Here is a 20,172-nt window from a genome sequence, read left to right on the forward strand (position 1 = left end):
CACCTGCTCGAGGCTCGTGAAGACGCCGTTGTGGAAGAACACGCGACGCGTTGCCGCGTTGCGCAAGGTCGGCGTCAGAAACATCCCGCAATATTGCGTCTGCTCGGCAATGTCGGTGCGGTACGGACCGCAGACCCCGAGATCGAAATGATCGGGATCGCGGTTGCCGGCTAGCGCGGCGTTGCGCGGGGCGCCGAGCGCCTCATATTGGTGATCGGTGAACAGCGGCGGCAGACCGTCCCGGGTGGGCTGCGACGTATGGCAGCCGCCGCAATTGGCCTTGTCCGGATCGTTGAACAATTGCAGGCCGCGCAGCTCGCTCTCGTTCAATCGCGCCTTGCCCTCCAGCCAGTAGTCGAACTTGCTCGGTGTAGGGATGGAAGCTCGGCTCCTCCACCTGATAGCGCGCGACGGCAAACATCGCCTCCGCGACCAGCAGCCGCGTACTGTCGAAGACACCGGCGCCGAACAGCTCGGCGAAGCGCGGCGCGTAGCTCGCCTGGCGCAGCTTCTGCGCCACGATTTCGATGCTGCCGCCGTCCATCTCGTTGGGATCGAGCAGCGGGAATATCGCCTGGTCCTGCAGCGTATCGGCGCGGCCGTCCCAGAACAGTCCGCCCTGCGGCACGATGTAGACCGCCGAGGCGGCAGTGCCGGTCGCGACCTTCTTGGCGCGCGGAGCCTGCTGGCCGAGCGCGGCCAGTTGCGCGAAGTCGACGACATTGTCGTCTTCGTCCTTTTCCGGCCCGATGCTGAAATTCGGCTGCCGCTCGAGATAGGTCAGGCCCGGCACGGCGCGTGTCCCTTGCCGGGATTGCGCGGGCCCGCCGAGCATCACCGGCCCATCATTGGGTGGCCCATAGGCGTGGTCCGGACTGTGACAGGACGCGCATGACAATGCGCCCGACGAGGACAGCGACGCGTCGAAAAAAATCTTCTGGCCGAGCTGCGCCATGGCGGACAGCGGAGCAACAGGCGGACGCCTGAGCTGCACCGGGTTCGGATTGGTCCCCGGAAGTCCCTGCGTCTCGACGGCCGCAACGGCGCCGGCCATGCACAGCAGGCCGGCGCCGAGAAGCCACAAGGTGCGGCCATTCATATCAGATCCAGTGTCGTTAAGCGTTTTCGCGCGAACTGGAGACCAGTTCGCGCGAGCAGAACGCGTCAGGGCAGAGCTTCGGTTCTGATTGGATCAGAACCGAAGGGCGTTAGTGGTGATGGTGATCGTCCGGCGCGCTGACGATGACGGTGCCGGCGGTCGGATCGAGAAACAGCGTGTCCTGCCGGTACTCGTGGTCCTGGCCGTGGCCGCGCTCGAAGTCGAACATGTCGGCGATCGATTCGACGTTGTCGTCGAACGAGCCGCCGCCGAGACGCTGGCCGTGCAGCCAGTTGTCCTCGATGAAGCGAACGACGGAGGCCTGCGAGATGCGGGTGTGGCTGACGTAATTCCGCTTGGCGAAGGGCGAGATCACCAGGAACGGGACACGCGTACCGGGACCGCAGCGGCCGTTTACCGGCTGGCCGTTGAGGCCGTTCGGCGGCGTCTGCCTGCCGATACCGCGACCGCACTGGCCGGGACCGTTGACCTGGTCGGCGGTGGGATCATACGAGGCGCTGATCGGTGCAAGGTACTGGTGGTCGTACCAGCCGTCGGAGTCGTCATAGGTGACGATGACGGCGGTCTCGCCCCACTCCTTCTGCTTCTGCAGGAAGTTGATCAGCTCGACATTGCCGGCCTGCTCATCGAGCGGATCGGAGTTGCCAGGATGACCGTCCTGATAGGCCGGCATCTTGATGTAGGAGACGGCCGGGAAGTTGCCGGCCTTCACCGAAGCATAGAAGTCCTCGAGATCGTAGGCATGATTGGCCGGATCGAGCGTCTTGCTGCCGGGCATATAGGAGTGTCCGACCGCATTCACCGAGCTCGGCCGCGCATGGGTCGGGTTCGCGGTCGACTTGTAGTACTGGAACCAGGCGTGGTGCGGGATGTAGTCCACGACGGTGCCGTTGACGTTGCTCGAGAACGTGCTGCGGCCGCAGTTGGTGGTGCCGTTGCTGTTCTTGAGCGTCAGGTCGAAGCCGCCCATGAAGCTGCCCCAGCTAATCTGCTCGGCATTGAGCAGGTCGCCGATGTTCTTGCTGGTCATCAGGACCTGGCTGGTCGTGCTCGAGCAGGCATCGTAGGCAGGGTCGGTATCACCGATCAGCGTCAGGCCGCCCTGGCCGTCGGCGATCGACGATGACGAGCCGACGATGTTCTGCGCGCCGTTGGTCTGACCGGAGATCACCTCGAGCGCGCCGGGCGTCGACGGACCAAAGGTGTCGGTCCAGCTGTTGTCGCTCATCGCGAAGTTCTGGGCATAATTCCAGAACGCGGTGACGGTGTTGCCGTCGAAATAGCCCATCACCTGCCCGTTGGTGCCGAACGCGCCGACGCCGCCGGCGGTGCCGCGACCGGTGAATTTCGGAAACAGGTCTTCCTTGCCGTTGTCGACTGCCTGCTGCTCGGGCGTGTAGGCGTGGTTCTGCGACTTGGTGTTGGCCTGGGTGCGGTCGAGGCGGAACGGATTGGTTGCGCCGGTGCCGTTGGCCGGGTTGTTGTTCGGGTTGTTGGTCAACAGATTGGCGCTGGCGAGGTTGTTGACCTTCGGCGTATGCGGCTTCGCCGTGAACGGAATCGAGCCGCTCGGGTTGGTCGCAACCGGGTAGGTTGCGAAGTAGTGATCGAACGAGCGGTTCTCGTTGAAGATGACGACGAGATGCTTGATCGGCGTTTGGGTGTGGATGTCGTGCGGATGATGATCGTGGCCGCTATTGCCCTTGTTGTCGTCCTGAGCGGCGGCGCTGCACATCACCGCAGCGGCAGCAACCAGACAAACTCCGACCGTCGAAAGAAATTTGGCTTTCACCGTAGTGCCCCTTTTTATTTTTAAGGATTTATGACGTCGACCTGCGACAAGTTATCCACCACCGATGACAGCGCTGTGTCGGTCGAATGAATGCGACGAACGATGATGCGCGCTCATGTCCGCATCGGTTGCAGATATCGGGGGACCAATCTTTGCGCGCATGGCAGACGTTACTCCTCACGCGAGCGGCTATCCGTGGACGCGGCTTCGGTCACGAGACTTGGAATTGAAAGGATCGCGTTGGAGATGACTGCAGCAGTCAGCAATCATGCGAACAGGTTGTGCACCGCCGGCTGTCGCGGCTTGCTCACGCCCGAAAAAAATCCGCGCTTTCCGGGGGTGTGTCCCGAAAAGCGCGGATGCTTGGTCTGGTGGCGGGTGAAGGCCGCGATTCAACTCGGCGTGAAGCCTACCCCTTCATTCCCGTGATCGAAGCACTGAATTCCCGTGATCGAAGCACTGACCGCGCGCGGATCGCGCTGCGGCCAGCGGCCGCTCTCGACCTGCGCCAGGAATTCGCCGACGATCCGGTTGTATTCGTCGGGCTCCTCGATGTTGATGGCGTGGCCGCAGTTCGGCATCACCGCGAGCGCGGCCGACGGGATGCTCTGCTTCATCAGGATGCCCGGCAGCAGGCAAGGCCAATCCTCGTCGCCGGTGATGATCAGCGTCGGCACCTTGATCCGCTTCATCTCGTCGACCAGCGTGTAGAGCGAAGGGCGCTCCTTCTGTACGCCCTGCTGGGTGTTGGCCGATCCCACCGCCGAATGCTCGGCCAGCATGGCCTTGAACTCGGCATGGCCGCGCGGGTCCTTGTTCTCGTACTGCACGCGGGTCGGCCCGTAGGCGTAGCGCTCGGCGAAGGTCGGCATGCCCTCCTTGCGGATCATGCCCGCGATCACGTCGGCCTCGGCGCGAAACGTCTCGCGCTTATCGAGCTCGGCGCCGTAGCCGCAGCCACCGATGCATAGCGACAGCGCCCGATCAGGGTGACGTAATCCGAAATGCAGCGTCGCAAAGCCGCCCATCGACAGACCGACGATATGCGCCTTCGGCGCGCCGATATGATCGAGCACCGCCAGGATATCGTCGGCGGCGCGCGCCTGCGAATAGGACGAGACCTGCTCCGGCACATCCGACGGCGGAAAGCCGCGCGCATTGTAGGCGATGGTCCGGAAGCGCTTGCCGAAGTGCCGCATCTGCGGCTCGTAGCTGCGCAAGTCGCCGGCGAACTCGTGAACCAGGATCACCGGATGCCCCGATCCGGTCTCCTCGAAATAGAGCCGCATTCCGTCGTCTGTCACAGCATAGGGCATGTTGATCTCCTGCCTTCTCTCTTTGCTTGTTACGGATTTGGTCGCGTTACGGAATGGTCGCGGCCTTCGGCGGCTTGGCGCGGGGCAGATAGGTGCCGTGGTCCTTGCCGCCAATGAGCGTACCGTTATCGACGACGACCTTGCCGCGCACCATGGTCAGCACCGGCCAGCCCGTGACCTCGAGCCCCTCATAGGGCGTGTAGTCCGCGCCGTCGTGGATCAACTCGTGACGGATCGTCACCTTGCGCTTCGGGTCCCACAGCGCGATGTCAGCATCCGAGCCGACCGCGATGGTACCCTTGCGCGGATAGAGGCCGTAGATCTTGGCATGGTTGGTGGCGCTGAAGGCGACGAAGCTGTTGAGGTCGATCCGCCCCTTCACCACGCCTTCGGAGAACAGGATCGGCAGCCGCGTCGCCACGCCCGGGATTCCGTTTGGCACCCAGCGGAAGCTGGTACGTCCCTTCGGCGCAAGCTTGCCCTGCGGGTCGTCGTAACGGAACGGACAATGGTCCGACGAGAACACCGAAAACACCTTCTGCTGCAGACCTTCCCAGCAGGCCTGCTGGCTGGCGACGTCGCGCGGCGGGGGCGAGCAGACGTATTTTGCGCCTTCCATGTTGAGCTGATCGAGATCCTTTTCGGTCAGCATGAGGTATTGCGGACAGGTCTCGCCCATGACCCGCAAGCCCCTTTGCTGCGCGCGCCGGATTTCGTCCATCGCCTCGCGGTTCGAGACATGCACGATCATGATCGGCACGTCGACGAGCTCGGACAGCGAGATCGCGCGATGGGTGGCCTCGCGCTCGACCGGAATTGGCCGCGACGTCGCATGGAAGCGCGGCGCGGTGTTACCGGTCCGTTCGAGCCGGTCGGTCAGGAAGCGGATGGCGTCGAAATTCTCGGCATGCACCATCAGCATGGCACCGGTCTCGCGCGCGACCGACATGGTCTCGAGCAGCTCGCGATCCGACAGCGCGAGGCCCTCATAGGTCATGAAGACCTTGAGCGAGGTGTAGCCGTCCTCGACCAGCGCCGGCAGCTCCTGGCCCAGCACATGCTCGGTCGGATCGGTGAGGATGAGATGGAAGGCGACGTCGACATGGCACTCGCCTTCGGCCAGCGAATGGTAATGCTTCAGCGCCTCGCGCAGGGTCTGGCCCTTCTCCTGCAGACAGAACGGCAGCACGGTGGTGTTGCCGCCGAAGGCCGCCGATCGCGTGCCGCTGGCAAAACCGTCGGCCATTACGATGCGGTCGCCGGACGGCTGGGCGAAGTGGACATGGCTGTCGATGCCGCCGGGCAGCACCAGGCGGTCGGTGGCGTCGATGATCGTGGCTGCATCGCCGAGATCATGGCCGAGCGCCGTGATCTTGCCGCCGCGGATACCGACGTCGCAGGCGAAGGTGTCGGCCGCGGTCACCACGGTGCCGCCGCGGATAATGGTGTCGAAGGACATCAGTTTGTTCCCTCCTTCGGTGAGCGGTGTTCGATGATTGCGGCGAGTGGCTCGGCCAGCCCGCGCGTCGGCTTCGGATCGGGACGGCGGAAGGTGCCGGCCACCGCCTTGCGCGGCTTGAGCACGGCGAGCGTCTCCGCCTGCCGCACCGCCGCCGCGACCGGATCGACCACCGGCACCGGAATGCGGTCGCGGACTTTTGCCGCGAGTCCGGCAAGCGGTGCGCCCGACAGAATGACGACGTCGGCGTTGTCCTGATCGACCGCACGGTTGGCGAGCGCGACCAGCAGCTCCTCCTTCTCGGCCTGCACCTCCGAGATCGACTGGAAATGACCGTCAAGCGTGCGAATGCCGGCGCAGCGCGAGCTCAGCCCGTGCATGGCGACGCATTCCTCGTACCAGGGCGCCAGCGCGCCGGCGAAGGTGACGATACCAAACCGGCGGCCGAGCATGCAGGCCGTGAGCATCGCAGCTTCGGCCAATCCCACGACGGGGAAGGCGAACAGCTCACGCGCGCCGAACAGGCCGGGATCGCCGAACGCCGCGATGACAGCGGCATCGACGCCGGGGCCGGCTTCGGCCAGCATCTCCAGCGCGATCGCCCCACCGATCTGGGCCTCGGCGCGGGTGGCGATATAAGGCACGCCGCGCGCGGCGGTGAGCGGCACGAGCTCGGTGCCGGCCGACGCCGCCTTGCTGCCGGCGGCATGGAGCAGATCCGTCACATCAGCCGTCGTGTTGGGATTGAGCAGCAGGATCTTCATGGCGCAACGTCCCTCGTCTTGCGGCCGCGTGGCCTTGCCGGTGCCTCCGGTGCCGCGGCGTCGTCCGCCTTGTCGTTCATTGCCTTGGCATCCAGCGTCTCGGCGACGATCTCGCCGGTGCGGCGCACGTGGTGGGCCAGTATCTGCCCAGCCCGGGCCGCATCACGCGCCTTCAGCGCCGACAAAATCTCCTGATGCTCTTGCACCAATTCATCCCAGCGGCCGAGCACCGACAGCGCGAAGAAGCGCGCCCGCTCGGCCCGCGCCAGCAGCGCCTCGTGCGTCGCCTTCAACACGGCATTGCGGGCGAAGCCGACGATCGCCGAATGGATCTGCTGATTAACTTGAAAATAATCGCGCAGCTCGCCGCGGCCGTGATGCCATTCGATCTTGTCCTGCAGCGCCGCGAGCCGTTCGAAGTCGTCCGGCTCCATGCGCAGCGCGGCGAGCTCGGCGGCGCAGCGTTCGATGCCGCTGACGGCCTCGAACAGTTCGGCGAGCTCGGCGCGGCGGAACGGCGCCACCACGGCGCTGTGGTTGAGCCGCAGCTCGACCAGGCCCTCGCTCGCCAATTGCTTCAGCGCCTCGCGCAGCGGCGTGCGCGAGACGCCGAGCGCGTCGGAGAGGTCCGCCTCCCCCAGCGATTGCCCCGGCGCCAGCTCGCCGCGCACGATCATGGTGCGCAGCCGCGTCGCCGCCTGCTCGTGCAGCCCAACCCGCGGCACGCGCAGACGGCGCCGTTGCAGCGCGGTCATCGCGCGCTTGGGTTCCTTGTTACGTCTGGTCGCCTTGGGTTCAGTCACCGCTTGCCTTCACTGTCATGATTGGAGATCGCGCCCTCCCACGTGGATCGCGGCGGCCGCGCGCAGATCGGGGTTCGAGAACAGGCTGCCCCAGCCCTGCACGCGCGACGGATCGCAGCCGGCCGCGGCAAGGCATGCCCACAGTGTCACCGCAATCGAATCCAGCACCGGGACGCCAAATCCGCGCTCCAGCCGCTCGGCCGCGCCAGCGCCGCGCATGTTGGTACAGAGCACGACGGCGGCATCGCAGCCCTCGCGCACCACCTCCTCGATCAGCTTTGCGACCTCAGCCTCGCTGACCTCGGCAAAGGAGAAATTGTCCTGCAGCGACAGATGCCGCTCGGCAAAACAATGCAGCCCTTGCGAATTCCAGTTGGCGATGATCCGTTCCTGCACATCCTTGCGATATGGCGTCACCAGCCCGATGCGGCTGGCGCCGATCCGCCGCAACAGGTCGCGATAGGCCAGCACCGTGGTACAGGCCTTGATCCCGGTCGCCGTCGTGATCTGCTCGCACAGGCTCTCGTCACGATCAAAACCGAGCCAGCTCGCCGAGGTGCCGTTCCAGGCGATGACGTCGACTTTCGCATGGGCGAGCAGCTCGGCCGCGCAAAGAATCTCACTGGCGTCGAACTGGCGCAGCGCCTGCTCCGACAGCGCGATCTCGGTCACCTTGAAGCGCGAGAAATGCGCCGAGACGTCGTCGATCCCCGATAGCATCGCGCAGGTGATCGGCTCGAGCGCGGTATTCGACGACGGCGTCAGCATGCCGAGCCGGATAGGACGTGTCATTGGTGAGCCTCATCAAGCGGCCGAACCCTTGGCGGATTCGGCCGCATCCGTTCTAGACCGGGAGCTTGCGGCTGTAATCGATCAGGGTCGAGCAGATCAACAGTGCAATGCCCGCGGCGGCGAAATACATCAGGGCCAGGAAGTAGGAGCCGGTGGCCTGCACGATGAAGCCGACGATCAGCGGCGTCGTGATGCCGGCGATGTTGCCGCCGAGATTCATGCAGCCGCCAAGGAAGCCGGACTTGCCGCGGCCCGCCAGCGCTGACGGAATCGCCCAGTACATGCCGCACCAGCGCAGGAAGAACAGCGTCGTCGACAGCAGCGCCACGACCGCAACCGCGTTGGTGACGTAGGCGACGAGGAAGATCGAGACCGTCGCCATGATCGCCGCGATGCCGAACAGCGTGCGGAACACGGTGTTGGGCGACCCGCCCCGCTCCCGCCAGTTATCGCCGATCCAGCCGCCGACCAGTTCGCCGACGAAGCCTGCGAAGAAGATGATGAAGGACGCGCCGCCCAGCGCCTTGATGTCGAAGCCGTGCACCTTGAACAGGTAGGTCGGCATCCAGGTCAGCAGCCCGTAGAACGTGGTGTTGAAGAACATCCAGCCGAGGCACATGCACCACACCGAGCGAAACCGGAAATACGCCATCCAGCTTGCGCCCGAAGACGGCGGCGTCGCCGCATCCTCGATCGCGTGCGCCTCCTCGATATAGCGCGCCTCGGCTTCATTGACCGACGGATGCTCGCGCGGCACGTTGCGGATGTAGTACCAGGCCCACAGCCCGCACAGCATGGTGCCGACGCCGGCGATGACGAAGGCGACGCGCCAGGAGCTGAACGCCGCCATCAACCAGGCGATCACGATCGAGCCGAGCGCCGCACCAAGCGGTGCGCCGCCGTCCAGCAAGGTGGCGCCGCGGCCGCGCTCGGTCTGCGTCATCCAGATCGCGTTGAGCTTGCCGCCGGCCGGATAGATCGGCGCTTCCGACGCGCCGAGCCCGAGCCGGGTCAGCAGCAGCAGCATCCAGCTGGTGGACAGCGCCGCCAGCGCCTGGAAGAAGCCCCAGAACAGCGTCGCGAGCGCGATCACGATACGCGGCTTGAAGCGATCGGCGAGCATGCCGCCCGGCACCTGCATCAGCGCATAGGTCCAGAAGAACGAGCTCAGGATCAGGCCCTGCATCGCCGGATCGATATCGAACTCCTTGGCGATGACCGGCATCGCGACCGAGAGCGAGGCGCGATCGATATAGTTGATCGAGATCAGGAACAGCATCAGCAGGAAAATCTTCCAGCGCACGCCTGAAGGCTTTGCCGTATCTGCCATTGCGATGGTGGACACCTGATCGCTCATTGCTTGCTCCTCCCGACAGATTGTTTTGCCCTGCCGCGCCCCTCGTCCTTGACGGTCGCTGGCCTCTCCTGCCCTGCGTGAAGTCTGCTTCAAGGCGGCAAACGGGACAAGCACATTTTGTATTCTGCATACAATTTAGTTTATCTTGTTGATATAAGTCGATATTTTATCAATCTTGCGCTTCAATTGAGCAGCCGATGATCAGGAATTGGGCGTCAGGTCAGCCGCGCGAGGCAGGCGATTGCAGGGAATTGGCCCGGCGTCGCCGCTGCAACAATCGCCCGCCTCGGTGCTCTGCTCACTGCAAAAACGAGCGTAGCCCGCATGAGCGAAGCGACATGCGGGGACAAAACCAGCCCCGGATATCGCTTCGCTCATCCGGGCTTCTGTAACGGGCCTTGGTTAGTCAATCCCTTTTTGCGTGATCCAGTCGCCGGGCACTTGCTTCTGTACGGGATCGGCGCGGTGGCCGTCGCCTGATGGGGTGCATTTGAGGAGCCGGCCGGCCAATCTACGGAAGCGTGGTTGTGAGCCACTTCCCGGATGGCGGCCTGACCGGATCCATCGTCCCGGCTAGGGACCTCGCTCGGGGAGAGCCTGGTGTCGTGGCCCGCCCAGAACCGATCGATACTCCTTGCTTAGCTTGCCATGGCGTTGACCGTCGGATTGAACGGTCGAGCGTCGGCGAGCATGCGATGCAGGATCACGGCGAGTTTGCGCGCGAGCGCTACCTTGGCCTTGCGCATGCCTGCGCGCCTGGCGATCCGCATCGCCCAGCTCTTCAGCGCCGAGCAATTTCTGACCGGCTTGGTCAGCATGACGTGAGCCGCCTGGTAGAGTGCCTCGCGCACGGACGCATCGCCGATCTTGCTGATGCGGCCGGTGTAATCGGTCTCGCCGGATTGGTACTTCTTCGGAGTGAGCCCAAAGTGGGCTCCCGTGGCCTTCGAGGAGCGGAAGCGCTGCGGGTCGTCGATCGCCGCGGCATAGGTGAGCGCCACGATCGGACCAACGGACGGCGTCGTCATCAGGAGCTTGGCGGATGGATGCGTCCTGGCGAGCTTCTGGGTGTGCTTGTCCAGGCTCTTGAACTCCCGCAGCAGCACGGCATGGGCCTGGAGCAGCGCCGCCGCGACCAACTCCAGTCCGGGATGGCCGGTCACGAGCTCGCGGATGCGTTCGGCGAAGCTGCGCTCGGTGGTCGTGCCGACCTTCAGGCCAAAGCCGCGGAGCACGCCGCGCAGGCTGTTCTCAATGTCGCGGAGCTTGGATTGCAGCAGCTTGCGCGCCGTCAGGATGGCGCGGGTCTCCTGCGCCGCGACCGACTTGCAGTGCACCGGTCGGAACCAGCCGAGCCGCATCAACTGCGCGATCCGGCGGGCATCGTTGCGGTCCGTCTTCACCGGCATCGACTTGAAGGCTTCGCGAACGTGCCGCGTTTCCAGCAGCTCAACCGCAAATCCTGCGTCCCGGATCGCTGCGTAAAGCCATTGTGACAGCGGGCCTGCCTCCAGCCCGATCCGTTCCAGTACCAGACCCAGCGACCGGAACCAGGCGATCAGCGCCTCCGGCTCGCTCGCGACCTTCGTCTCGCGCAAAATCTTGCCTGTCCCATCGACAAGGCAAACGCTCGAGCATTCCAAAGACACATCAATTCCTGCATAGTGGTACATGGTCGTCCCTCGATGATGCTTGGAGCGGGCTTGCCCGACTCCGTTTCGACACCATCAGCTTGAGGGACGACCGCCTTCCAACCAACAGGCCGCTCGCGAGCGCGCTTCCAAATTGCGCCGTAGCGAGCGGGCGGCCGGCCCGTTACCCCATCTACGTGGGCACGGACAGCGGCGCCCCGGGGCCGTTGCCCGGGACGCAGTGAGTGAGCTAGCGACGGATGAAGGCCGCCACCACCGCGCTGGAGGTCGCGCAGACAGCGACCACCAGGAACACCAGCGACGTCTGGTTATGCTTGTCCATGAAGTGGCCGATCATCGGCTCGCCGAGACCTGCGAACAGATAGGCGAAGAAGTTCATCACCCCGGTCGCGGTCCCTGCCCGCTTGTGGCCGACCAGATCCGGGCACAGCGCCCAGAACGAGGATTGCGGACCGTAGGTGAAGAAGCCGCACAGGAACAGCACCGTCATCCCGAGAACGACGTCCGAGGTCGGGATCGCGTACATGCACAGCGAGGTGACCGCGGCGAGCGCCATGTAGAGCACGATGGCGAGGTAGCGGCGCGAGCCGAACACCTTGTCCGAGACCCAGCCATTGCTGAACGCGCCGACCGCCATGCCGACCGGCAGCGCGATGCTGATCCAGCGCGGATCGATCACCGAGGCGGCGCCGGCCTTGGCCCAGTTGCTGCCGAGGAAGTGCACGGGCACCCACACCAAAAGGCCGTAACGCGCCGCGTTCTGGAAGCCGATCGCGACGCCGGCGACCAAAAGGCGCCAGTTCGACAGCACCGCCTTGTAGCGCGCCAGCGAGCCCTCATCGGCGCTGACCGCAGCTTCGCTTGCAGCGACATCGTCGGCCTCGTCATGCGGCGAGGCAAAGCCCATGTCCTCGGGCTTCTCGCGCGCGATCAGGTAGAACGCGATGCCGCCGAGCAGCAGCAGCACGACCGGGATGCGGAAGATCCAGCGCCAGTCGAGCTGGAAGTAGCCGACCACGACGAGCGAGGTGACGAACGACAGCACCGAGGCAAGCCCCGCCGCGAATGTATAGAGCCCGTAGACCGTGCCGCGCTCGTGGCGGCCCCACCAGTTCGACAGCAGCCGGCTGCCCGGCGCCCAGCCCATCGACTGGAAATAGCCGTTGATGCCCCAGAACGCGGTGAGGCTGACGATCCCGGTCGACAGGCTGGTGGCCCAATTCATGATGAAGGAGAGGATCGCGCCGGCGCTCATCACGCGGCGGCCGCCGAACTTGTCGCCGAGATTGCCGTTGATGGCCTGCCCGACCGCGTAACACCAGAGCAGCGCCGCGCTGGCCCAGCCCAGCGCCTCCTTGGTGACGCCGAACTCGGCCTGGATGCCGGGAATGGCGAAGCCGAAGGTTTGCCGCCCGGTGTAGAAGAACAGATAGCAGAACATCGCCGCGAACAGCATCCGCCACTGCGCGCGGCGGAACGATGTCGCAAGCTCCGGATTCTGGACTCCGACCGAGCCGACGCCCGACGGACTGAACGTGATCGACATTGAGGCCTCCCCTTTGTTTGGTTGATCGCAGTCGGCCGCCGCGTTGTTCTTGTTGTCCGCGTGCGGCCCTCGTCGAACGCGCTGCTCTAGACCGGCCAGGGCAGCGAATAGGTCTTGATGTTGGTGAAGCTCTTGATCGCCTCCTGCACGCCTTCCTTGTAGCCAAGGCCGGAATCCTTGATCCCGCCGAACGGCGACATCTCGATCCGGTAGCCCGGCACTTCCCAGACGTTGACGGTGCCGACGTCGAGCTCATTGACGAACCGCGTGATGTAGTCGAGCCGGTTGGTGCAGACGCCGGATGACAGCCCGAACGCGGTCGCGTTCGAGATCCGGATCACGCTGTCGATGTCGTTGGGCACGCGGATGATCGGGATCACAGGCCCGAACGTCTCCTGCATCACCAGCTCGCTGGTGTAGGGAATCCGGTCGACCACGGTCGGCGGATAGAGCGCGCCGTCACGAGCGTTGCCGTGCAGCAGCTCGGCGCCGTCGGCGACGGCGGCATTGACGCGGCGCTCGAATTCCTTCGCCGCGCCCTCATGGATCACGGTGCCGACGTCGACCGTCGGGTCCATCGGGTCGCCGCATTTCAGCTTGCGTGCCTTCGTCAGCACCAGCGCGGCGAAATCGTCGGCGACCGCCTCGACGCAGAGAATGCGCTTCACGGCCGTGCAGCGCTGGCCGGAATTCTTGGTGGCGCCGGTGACCGCGAGCTCGGCCGCCTTGTCGAGGTCGGCGTCCTCCATCACGATCAGCGGATCGTTGCCGCCGAGCTCGAGCACCAGGCGCTTGTAGCCCGCTTTATTGGCGATGTGCTTGCCGACCCTGACCGAGCCGGTAAAGGTGACGAGATCGGCGTCCGGATCGGTGATCATCGCATCGCCCATCGAATGCGGATTGCCGGTCACCACCGACAGCATTTCCGGCGGCAGCCCGGCTTCGTAGAGCACGTCGGCGAGCGCGAGCGCGGTCAGCGGCGTCAGCTCGGTCGGCTTCAGCACCACGCGGTTGTTGGTCGCGATCGCCGGCGCGATCTTGTGGCTCACCATGTTGAGCGGATGGTCGAACGGCGTGATCGCCGAGATCGCGCCGAGCAGCGGGGTGCGCGTCGTGAAGATCTTGCGCGCCTTGCCCTGCGGGCTGATGTCGCAGGAGAACGTCTCGCCGTCGTCCTTGATCGCGAGCTGGCCGGCAAACGAATAGACGTCATAGGCGCGCCCGGCCTCGTAGAGCGAATCCTTCCAGCACAGGCCGGACTCGGCGGTGATCAACCGCGCGAATTCCTCCTTGCGCCCGGCCAGGATCTCGGCGGTGCGCAGCAGGATGCGCTGGCGCTCGTAGCGCGTCAGCTTCGGCTTGAACGCGGCCGCCTTGGCGAAGGCGCTGCGCACATGCTCCGGCCGCGCCGCCGGCACCGTGCCCACCACCTTGTTGGTGTAGGGACTGAAAACCTCGACATGCTCGTCGGTGTCGACGAGGATGCCCGCGATGCGCATCTGCTCATGGCGAACGGCCGGGCTCTGGATGTTCATGGCACTGTCCTTGGGGTCCGAATGCGTCACTGGATGCGGTTGAGCGCGACGTCGAAGGCGTCGAAGTTGCGCAGGGCGTGGCCGGCGGGCAGCGCGATCTTGCGGTTGGCGATCAGCGGCACCCGCTCCTCGGTCAGTCCGCCATGCGAGCGCAGCGGCTCGGTCAGGCCCGACAGATCGTGACGCGCCTCGCTGGTGCCGAGCACCTTGTGCCTGGTCGAGATCACGACGATGTCGCCGATCCGGTCCGGCGGCAGCTCGAACCTGGCGCAGGCCTCGTTGCGCGTCAGCGCGACCTCGATGCCTCCCATCGCACGCAGTCGCGACAGCAGCGTGTTCGACGTTGGCGCCCTCCGGCGTGTAGATCGTCGCGAACGAGCCGAGCGAGCCGTGATGGGCGACATAGGGATCGGTGATCGGCAGGATCACGCGTGCGGCGCCCGTACCGGTCCAGTCGTCCACGACGTCCTGGAGGTAGATCACGTCGGGCTTGCCGTCGGGCAGGAACTTGTCGTTCATGCCGTGGTCGGCGGTCGCCACGATGTTGCAGCCGAGCGCATCGAGCTTCGCAAGATAGCCGTCGATCATCGCGTAGAAGTCGTTGGCGATCTTGGTGCCGAGCCCGACCTTGTGCTGGATGTAGTCGGTGGTCGACAGGTACATCAGATCGGGACGGTAACGCTCGACCAGCTTGACGCCGGCCGCGAACACGAAGCGCGACAGATCGGCCGAGTAGACCTCGGGGAGCGGCAGGCCGACGAAATCGAGCACATCATCGATGCCGTTCGCCGCCCTGGTGGCCTGGTCGGCCTTCTCGGACGAGAAGGCGATGGCGCGGCCGCTGGAATAGTCCAGACCGTACGCAAGCAAGGTGCGCAGCTTGTCCTTGGCGGTGACGGCGGCAACCTTGTAGCCGGCGTCGTGGACACCGGCGAGGATGGTCGGTGCGCGCAGGAACTTCGGATCGTTCATCATGACTTCGGCGTTGTTCGCCGTGTCGTAGAAGTAGTTGCCGGCGATGCCGTGCACCGCGGGCGGACGTCCGGTGATGATCGAGAGGTTGTTCGGATTGGTGAAGCTCGGGATCACGCTGGCGGCATGGACGTGCGCGCCCTCCTTCATGAAGCGCGCGAAGGTCGGCGCGACGCCGGCCTCGATCGCCCGCTCGATATAGCCGGGCTCCGAACCGTCGAGGCAAATCACGACGGTTGGCCGCGTCGGCGCCTCGTAATCGCGCCCGTTCACGGTGATGGTTTTACGATTGTCTTGCATGATGCCTCTCCTCGTCACTGCGCCGTCGTCACGCGTTCGCCGCGCTCGGCATCCGCTGCGTCTGCGCTGCCTCGATCAGCCGTTCCTTCGACCCTAAGAAGTTGCGGCCGCGCTCGCCCTCCAGCGAGTCCGCAATCAGCGCGTGCCATTCGGCGCGCTCGATCCTGTAGGCGGCCGGATTGCAGGAGATGCCGAGCCGCGCCATGAAGTCCTCGAGATCGTCGGCCGCGCGGGCCAGGTCGGCGCCGAAGATCTGCCTCAAGCTGTCCTCGCAGAGCCCGCCCGCCCCTTTGACGCTGCGCAGCACCATCGGCAGCGAGAACGAGCAGGCGATGCCGTGCTGGACGCCGTGCCGCAGCGTAATCGGATAGGACAGCGAATGTGCGATCGCGGTCTTGGTGTTGGAGAATGCCAGGCCCGCGAACAGCGCCGCCTGCGCCATGCGGCTGCGCAGCTCGAGATTGCCGAGGTCGTTGGCGAGCTTCGGCAGCACCTCGAGGATGCTGCGTGCCGCGGCCACCGCGTGGTTGGCCGACACCGGATTGTTGTTGACGTTCCAGATGCTCTCCAGCGCATGCGACAGCGCGTCGAGCCCGGTGCTGACGGTCAGAAGCTGCGGCTTGCCGAGCATCAGGCGCGGATCGATCACGGCATGGGTCGGATAGAGCGACGGACGCGCCAGCGAGTATTTCTTGCCGTTGGCCTCGTCCCACACCGTGCCCCAGCAGGTCACCTCGCTGCCGGTGCCCGCGGTGGTCGGCACCGCGATGATCGGGATCGCCGCGAGGCGCTCGGCGCCCTGCTGCGTCTCCAGATAGGTTTTGACGGTCGCGAAGTCGCCGCCGGCGGCCGCGAACACCTTGGCGGAGTTCGATCACCGAGCCGCCGCCGAGCGCGACGATCACCTCGGGTTGCCTCGCGAGCCCGGCAAAGCGCGCGGTCTGTTCGGTGAGCAGGCGGTAGTCCGGATTGGGCGCTACGTCGCGGATGGTCAGGACAGACGGTCCCGCCGCGGCGCGCAGCCGCCGCTCGAGCTCGTCGAAGACCGGCTCGCCATAGGTCACGAGCGCGTAGGCGCGCTTGCCGATCAGTCCCGGCAGCTTGTTCGAAGCTGTCGGCTCCGAATTCGATCCTCACCGGGTTGGAATAAGTCCAGTCCATCCGCGCGTCCTCCGTTTGGCGCGAAGGTACGGCTCCGGCTGCTATTGACAAATTCATTCTGCGGATGCGTTCTATTGATTATGTCAATAGTGTTCAGCCAGCTTCGCGCCTTCCACGCGGTCGCCACCCATGGCGGCTTCACCGCGGCCTCGCGCGTGCTCAACGTCGGGCAGCCGACGCTGACCATCCAGGTCAAGGAACTGGAGGAGAGCTACGGCGTCGAGCTTTTGATCCGGAAGCCGCGGCATACGGAGCTCACTGAAGCCGGCGCCGCGCTGTTCGAGATCACCCGCGGCATCATGACGTTCTGCGACGAGGCTCACGACCTCCTGGCCGCGCACGGCAAGGCGACCAAGGGCCATCTGCGGGTCGCGACCGTCGGGCCGTTTCATGCCACCGAGATCATCGCGGCGTTCAAGCGCGATCATCCGGAGGTGCAGATCTCGACCCTGCTCGGCAATTCCGAACGCACCTTCCGCCACATCGTCGACTTCGAGGCCGACGTCGCGATCCTGGCGGAGGTGCCGGAGGACCCGCGCGTCACCATGATCCCCTACCGCACGCACCGCGTGATCGTGTTCGTCAACCGCGACCATCCCTGGTTCAAGCGCAAGTCGGTCAGGCTGCGCGAGCTGGCCGACCAGCCCATCGTGCTGCGCGAGCGCGGCTCGACCACGCGGCGCGCGTTCGAGGCGACGATGCAGGCCGAGGGCATCAGGATCGAACCGGTGTTCGAGATCGAGAGCCGCGAGGGTGTGTGGAAGGCGGTCGAGCGCGGCCTCGGCATCAGCGTCGTCGCCGACTTCGAATTCGTGCCGCATCCCAATCTGCGCGCGCTGGAGATCAGCGACCGCACCATCAAGACCCAGTACAGCATCGCGCATCACAGCGGACGCGGCCATTCCCCGATCATCAAGGCGTTCATCGACACGGTCCGGCGGATGAAGGGTCGTGATGCTAGCGCGAGGGGGTCTTCGGCCCGGCCTTGAGTGCGCACAGTGCCAGAAGCGCGGCCAAGCTCAGAGCCGATGTGACCGCAAGCGTGTAGCCACCGAGCGGCGAGATCAGGAATCCGAATATGAGGGGCGCGAGGGCTTGAGACAGTCGCGACGGCGCGCCGAGCAGTCCCAGGCGGTAGCCGTAATCCTTCGGACCGAATATCGCCAGCGGCAGCGTGCCGCGCGCGATCGTCAGGATTCCATTCCCTGCACCGTGCAACAGCGCGAACACCCCCGCGAAGCCACCGCCGAACAGGCCGATGACGCAGGCGCCCAAGGGATGTGTGATGCAGGCCAGGCGCGCCGACCAGAGCGGGTGGAAGCGCTTCAGCAGGCTCGCTTCGACAATGCGCGCCGCCACCTGAGCCGGGCCGATCAGTGCGCCCGCCGCGATCGCCTGCGCCTGCGTCGCACCGAGCGACTCCAGAATTCGCGGCAGATGAACCGCCATCGCCGACGTCACGCTCCAGGCGGCGGCGAAGGCAAAGGCGAGTAACACCATCGCGCGGTCGATGGGAATGTGCGGCTTCGGCGTGTCGGCCGCGATCCGATGCTCCCGCTTTAGCCTGGGGATCAGGAGGCCGTTGAGCGGCAAGCAGATCAGGATGTGCGCCGCAGCCCAGCCGAAACAGGTCCAGCGCCAGCCGATGGTTGCCAGCCCCCACGCACTCAGCGGCCAGCCGATCGTGCTGGCAAAGCCCGCGATCAGCGTAATGCCGGTGATGGAGCGACGGGCGGCGTTGCCGTAAATGCGCCCGAGCGCCGCGAAGGCTGCATCATACAGGCCAAGACCCATGCCGACGCCGAGCAACAGCCAGCTCACCGCCATCAGCACGCCGCCCTGCGACAGCCCGAGCAGGATCAGACCGGACGCCAGGATGAGGTTGGACGCGCAGAGCACTTCGCGTCCGCCCATCCGGTCGATCTGGCGGCCGACGCGCGGACCGAGCAGCCCGGAGATCACGAGCGCCATCGAGAACGCGGCGAACAGCCAGTTCGTCGAGATGCCGAGGTCCCGCGCGATCGAGTCCGCGAGGATGGCAGGCAGATAATAGCTCGACGCCCAGGCAAGGGTTTGCGTGGTCCCGAGCGCAACAATCAGGACGTTGTCTGCACGGCGGCTCATCCGGCGCGCGCACCCGGCGTCCTGGACGGAACCACTTCTCCGTCTTCCTTGACGAACTGGCCAATGTCCGTGGCGAGAAGGTCAAGCACGACCTCGGACGGCCGGCACAGTTTCACGCCGTTCGGCGAGACCACGATCGGCCGATTGATCAGGATCGGATGCGCGATCATGAAATCGATCAACTCGTCGTCGCCCCATTTCGGATTGGCAAGGTCGAGCGCTGCATAAGGCGTGCCTTTCTCGCGGAGCAGCGCGCGGGGCGTCATGCCCATGGCCTTGATCAGCGCGATCAGCGTGTCGCGCGCGGGTGGCGTCTTGAGATACTCGACGATCTCCGGCTCCTCCCCGCTTTGGCGGATCATGGCCAGGGCGTTGCGCGACGTCCCGCAATCGGGATTGTGGTAGATCGTGATCGTCATCGGATTGCTTCCATCTTCGTTTCGCTCTGCCGCAGGAGCCACGTCATCAGCGCCAGCGCGACCATCGCCCCCAGAATCTCGGCGACGATGAATCCCGGCAGATCCTGCGCGCGGATACCGGAAAACGTATCGGTGAATGATCGCGCGATGGCAACGGCCGGGTTGGCGAAAGACGTGGACGCGGTGAACCAGTAGGCGGCCGTGATGTAGAGCCCGACCAGCCATGGGATAGCGGCCTCGCGAAACCGCAGGCCACCGATGATTGTTGCGACCAGTCCGAACGCGGCAACGAATTCCGCGAACCACTGCGGGAACCCGGTCCTCGCCTTGGCGGAGAACTCCAGGAGCGGCAGGCCGAACATGGCATGCGCGACCATCGCACCCAGGATTCCCCCGAGCACCTGCGCCACGACGTACTGCGCGGCGTGCGGCGGGCGGAGCTCGCCCTTGAGCGTGAACACCAGCGTCACCGCCGGATTGAAATGCGCGCCGGATATCGGTCCAAGGATCGTGATCAGCACCACCAGGATGGCACCGGTCGGCAGCGTATTGCCGAGCAGCGCCAGGGCCACGTCCTTGGTCAGGGTTTCTGCCATGATGCCGGAGCCGACGACGGTCGCGACCAGAAGCAACGTGCCGAGACATTCCGCCACAAGGCGCCGTGGCAGATCGAAATCGCGCATCACGCACGCGCCTTCTTCTTGCTGGTGGAAGGCTTGCACTGGGTGGCGGCGAGCGCCGGCGCGCAGATCTCCGGGTGGCCCGCGCAGCAATCCTTCATCAGGAAGGCGATGAGGTCACGCAAACCGGTGAAATCCGCCGAGTAGATGATCGAGCGCGCCTCGCGGCGCGGCACGATCATGCCGGCGTGCTCGAGGTCCTTCAGATGGAACGACACGTTGGATGGCGACACCTCGACCGCCTCCGCAATCGCCCCCGCGGCCATCCCCTCGAGACCCGCCTGGACCAGCAGCCGCACGATCCGCAGCCGCGTTTCCTGCGACAACGCGGCGAAGGCGGTTCGGGCTTGACGCTCCTCCATCTTTCGATAATCCTACAA

Annotated in this window: 17 protein-coding genes and 1 pseudogene; 1 reads left to right on the forward strand and 17 read right to left on the reverse strand. The window is 65.3% G+C overall.

What is annotated here, in order from left to right:
* Window positions 1-202: 202 nt before the first annotated feature.
* From ACSKB9_RS06135 to ACSKB9_RS06195, 13 genes and pseudogenes are all read right to left on the reverse strand, one after another.
* Window positions 203-1,099, reverse strand: a complete 897-nt coding sequence (locus tag ACSKB9_RS06135; RefSeq protein WP_438072006.1) for a cytochrome c peroxidase — start codon at window positions 1,097-1,099, stop codon at window positions 203-205.
* Between the two features lie 109 nt (window positions 1,100-1,208).
* Window positions 1,209-2,855, reverse strand: a complete 1,647-nt coding sequence (locus tag ACSKB9_RS06140) for a phospholipase C (protein WP_438080082.1) — start codon at window positions 2,853-2,855, stop codon at window positions 1,209-1,211.
* A 449-nt stretch (window positions 2,856-3,304) separates the two neighbouring features.
* Window positions 3,305-4,228, reverse strand: a complete 924-nt coding sequence (locus ACSKB9_RS06145; protein ID WP_438072007.1) for an alpha/beta fold hydrolase — start codon at window positions 4,226-4,228, stop codon at window positions 3,305-3,307.
* Between the two features lie 46 nt (window positions 4,229-4,274).
* The gene (gene hydA / locus ACSKB9_RS06150; RefSeq protein ID WP_438072009.1) at window positions 4,275-5,687 is read right to left on the reverse strand and encodes a dihydropyrimidinase; all 1,413 of its coding nucleotides are present in this window, start codon (window positions 5,685-5,687) and stop codon (window positions 4,275-4,277) included.
* Window positions 5,687-6,451, reverse strand: coding sequence for an aspartate/glutamate racemase family protein (locus ACSKB9_RS06155; protein WP_057020829.1), 765 nt, complete (start codon window positions 6,449-6,451; stop codon window positions 5,687-5,689). Before ACSKB9_RS06155 ends, hydA begins: the two co-directional genes overlap by 1 nt.
* On the reverse strand, window positions 6,448-7,254 hold the full coding sequence (locus ACSKB9_RS06160) for a GntR family transcriptional regulator (RefSeq protein WP_438072011.1): 807 nt from the start codon (window positions 7,252-7,254) through the stop codon (window positions 6,448-6,450). Before ACSKB9_RS06160 ends, ACSKB9_RS06155 begins: the two co-directional genes overlap by 4 nt.
* A 15-nt stretch (window positions 7,255-7,269) precedes the next feature.
* A complete protein-coding gene (locus ACSKB9_RS06165) occupies window positions 7,270-8,046 on the reverse strand; it encodes a maleate cis-trans isomerase family protein (RefSeq protein WP_438072012.1) in 777 nt (258 codons plus the stop codon).
* 52 nt (window positions 8,047-8,098) lie between these two features.
* The gene (locus ACSKB9_RS06170) at window positions 8,099-9,403 is read right to left on the reverse strand and encodes an MFS transporter (protein WP_438072014.1); all 1,305 of its coding nucleotides are present in this window, start codon (window positions 9,401-9,403) and stop codon (window positions 8,099-8,101) included.
* A gap of 638 nt (window positions 9,404-10,041) precedes the next feature.
* Window positions 10,042-11,076: an IS110 family transposase gene (locus tag ACSKB9_RS06175; RefSeq protein WP_438072016.1), complete on the reverse strand. Its 1,035-nt coding sequence runs from the start codon at window positions 11,074-11,076 to the stop codon at window positions 10,042-10,044.
* 208 nt (window positions 11,077-11,284) lie between these two features.
* A complete protein-coding gene (locus ACSKB9_RS06180) occupies window positions 11,285-12,601 on the reverse strand; it encodes an MFS transporter (RefSeq protein WP_438072018.1) in 1,317 nt (438 codons plus the stop codon).
* An 86-nt stretch (window positions 12,602-12,687) separates the two neighbouring features.
* A complete protein-coding gene (gene phnY / locus ACSKB9_RS06185; protein ID WP_438072020.1) occupies window positions 12,688-14,136 on the reverse strand; it encodes a phosphonoacetaldehyde dehydrogenase in 1,449 nt (482 codons plus the stop codon).
* A gap of 26 nt (window positions 14,137-14,162) precedes the next feature.
* Window positions 14,163-15,411: pseudogene (gene phnA, locus ACSKB9_RS06190) on the reverse strand (phosphonoacetate hydrolase).
* Between the two features lie 25 nt (window positions 15,412-15,436).
* On the reverse strand, window positions 15,437-16,267 hold the full coding sequence (locus ACSKB9_RS06195) for a phosphonoacetaldehyde reductase (RefSeq protein WP_438072021.1): 831 nt from the start codon (window positions 16,265-16,267) through the stop codon (window positions 15,437-15,439).
* A 382-nt stretch (window positions 16,268-16,649) separates the two neighbouring features.
* Here ACSKB9_RS06195 and ACSKB9_RS06200 point away from each other — a divergent pair, with 382 nt between their 5' ends.
* Complete coding sequence (locus ACSKB9_RS06200) at window positions 16,650-17,558, forward strand: LysR substrate-binding domain-containing protein (RefSeq protein WP_225646971.1); 909 nt, start codon at window positions 16,650-16,652, stop codon at window positions 17,556-17,558.
* On the opposite strand, the gene ACSKB9_RS06205 is transcribed toward ACSKB9_RS06200, so the two are convergent.
* The 4 genes from ACSKB9_RS06205 to ACSKB9_RS06220 are packed head-to-tail and all read right to left on the reverse strand — an operon-like array spanning window position 17,527 to window position 20,154.
* Window positions 17,527-18,693: an MFS transporter gene (locus ACSKB9_RS06205; RefSeq protein WP_438072022.1), complete on the reverse strand. Its 1,167-nt coding sequence runs from the start codon at window positions 18,691-18,693 to the stop codon at window positions 17,527-17,529. The two genes, ACSKB9_RS06200 and ACSKB9_RS06205, sit on opposite strands and share 32 nt — an antisense overlap.
* Entirely contained in the window at window positions 18,690-19,112 is a 423-nt protein-coding gene (gene arsC, locus ACSKB9_RS06210; RefSeq protein WP_438072024.1) for an arsenate reductase (glutaredoxin), read from the reverse strand. The genes ACSKB9_RS06205 and arsC overlap by 4 nt, the downstream gene beginning before the upstream one ends.
* Entirely contained in the window at window positions 19,109-19,795 is a 687-nt protein-coding gene (locus ACSKB9_RS06215; protein ID WP_438080084.1) for an aquaporin, read from the reverse strand. Before ACSKB9_RS06215 ends, arsC begins: the two co-directional genes overlap by 4 nt.
* Window positions 19,795-20,154: an ArsR/SmtB family transcription factor gene (locus tag ACSKB9_RS06220; RefSeq protein WP_438072026.1), complete on the reverse strand. Its 360-nt coding sequence runs from the start codon at window positions 20,152-20,154 to the stop codon at window positions 19,795-19,797. Before ACSKB9_RS06220 ends, ACSKB9_RS06215 begins: the two co-directional genes overlap by 1 nt.
* Window positions 20,155-20,172 lie beyond the last annotated feature (18 nt).

The organism is Bradyrhizobium sp. BR 1433, from assembly GCF_051547665.1.
GTDB classification, from domain to species: domain Bacteria; phylum Pseudomonadota; class Alphaproteobacteria; order Rhizobiales; family Xanthobacteraceae; genus Bradyrhizobium; species Bradyrhizobium australafricanum.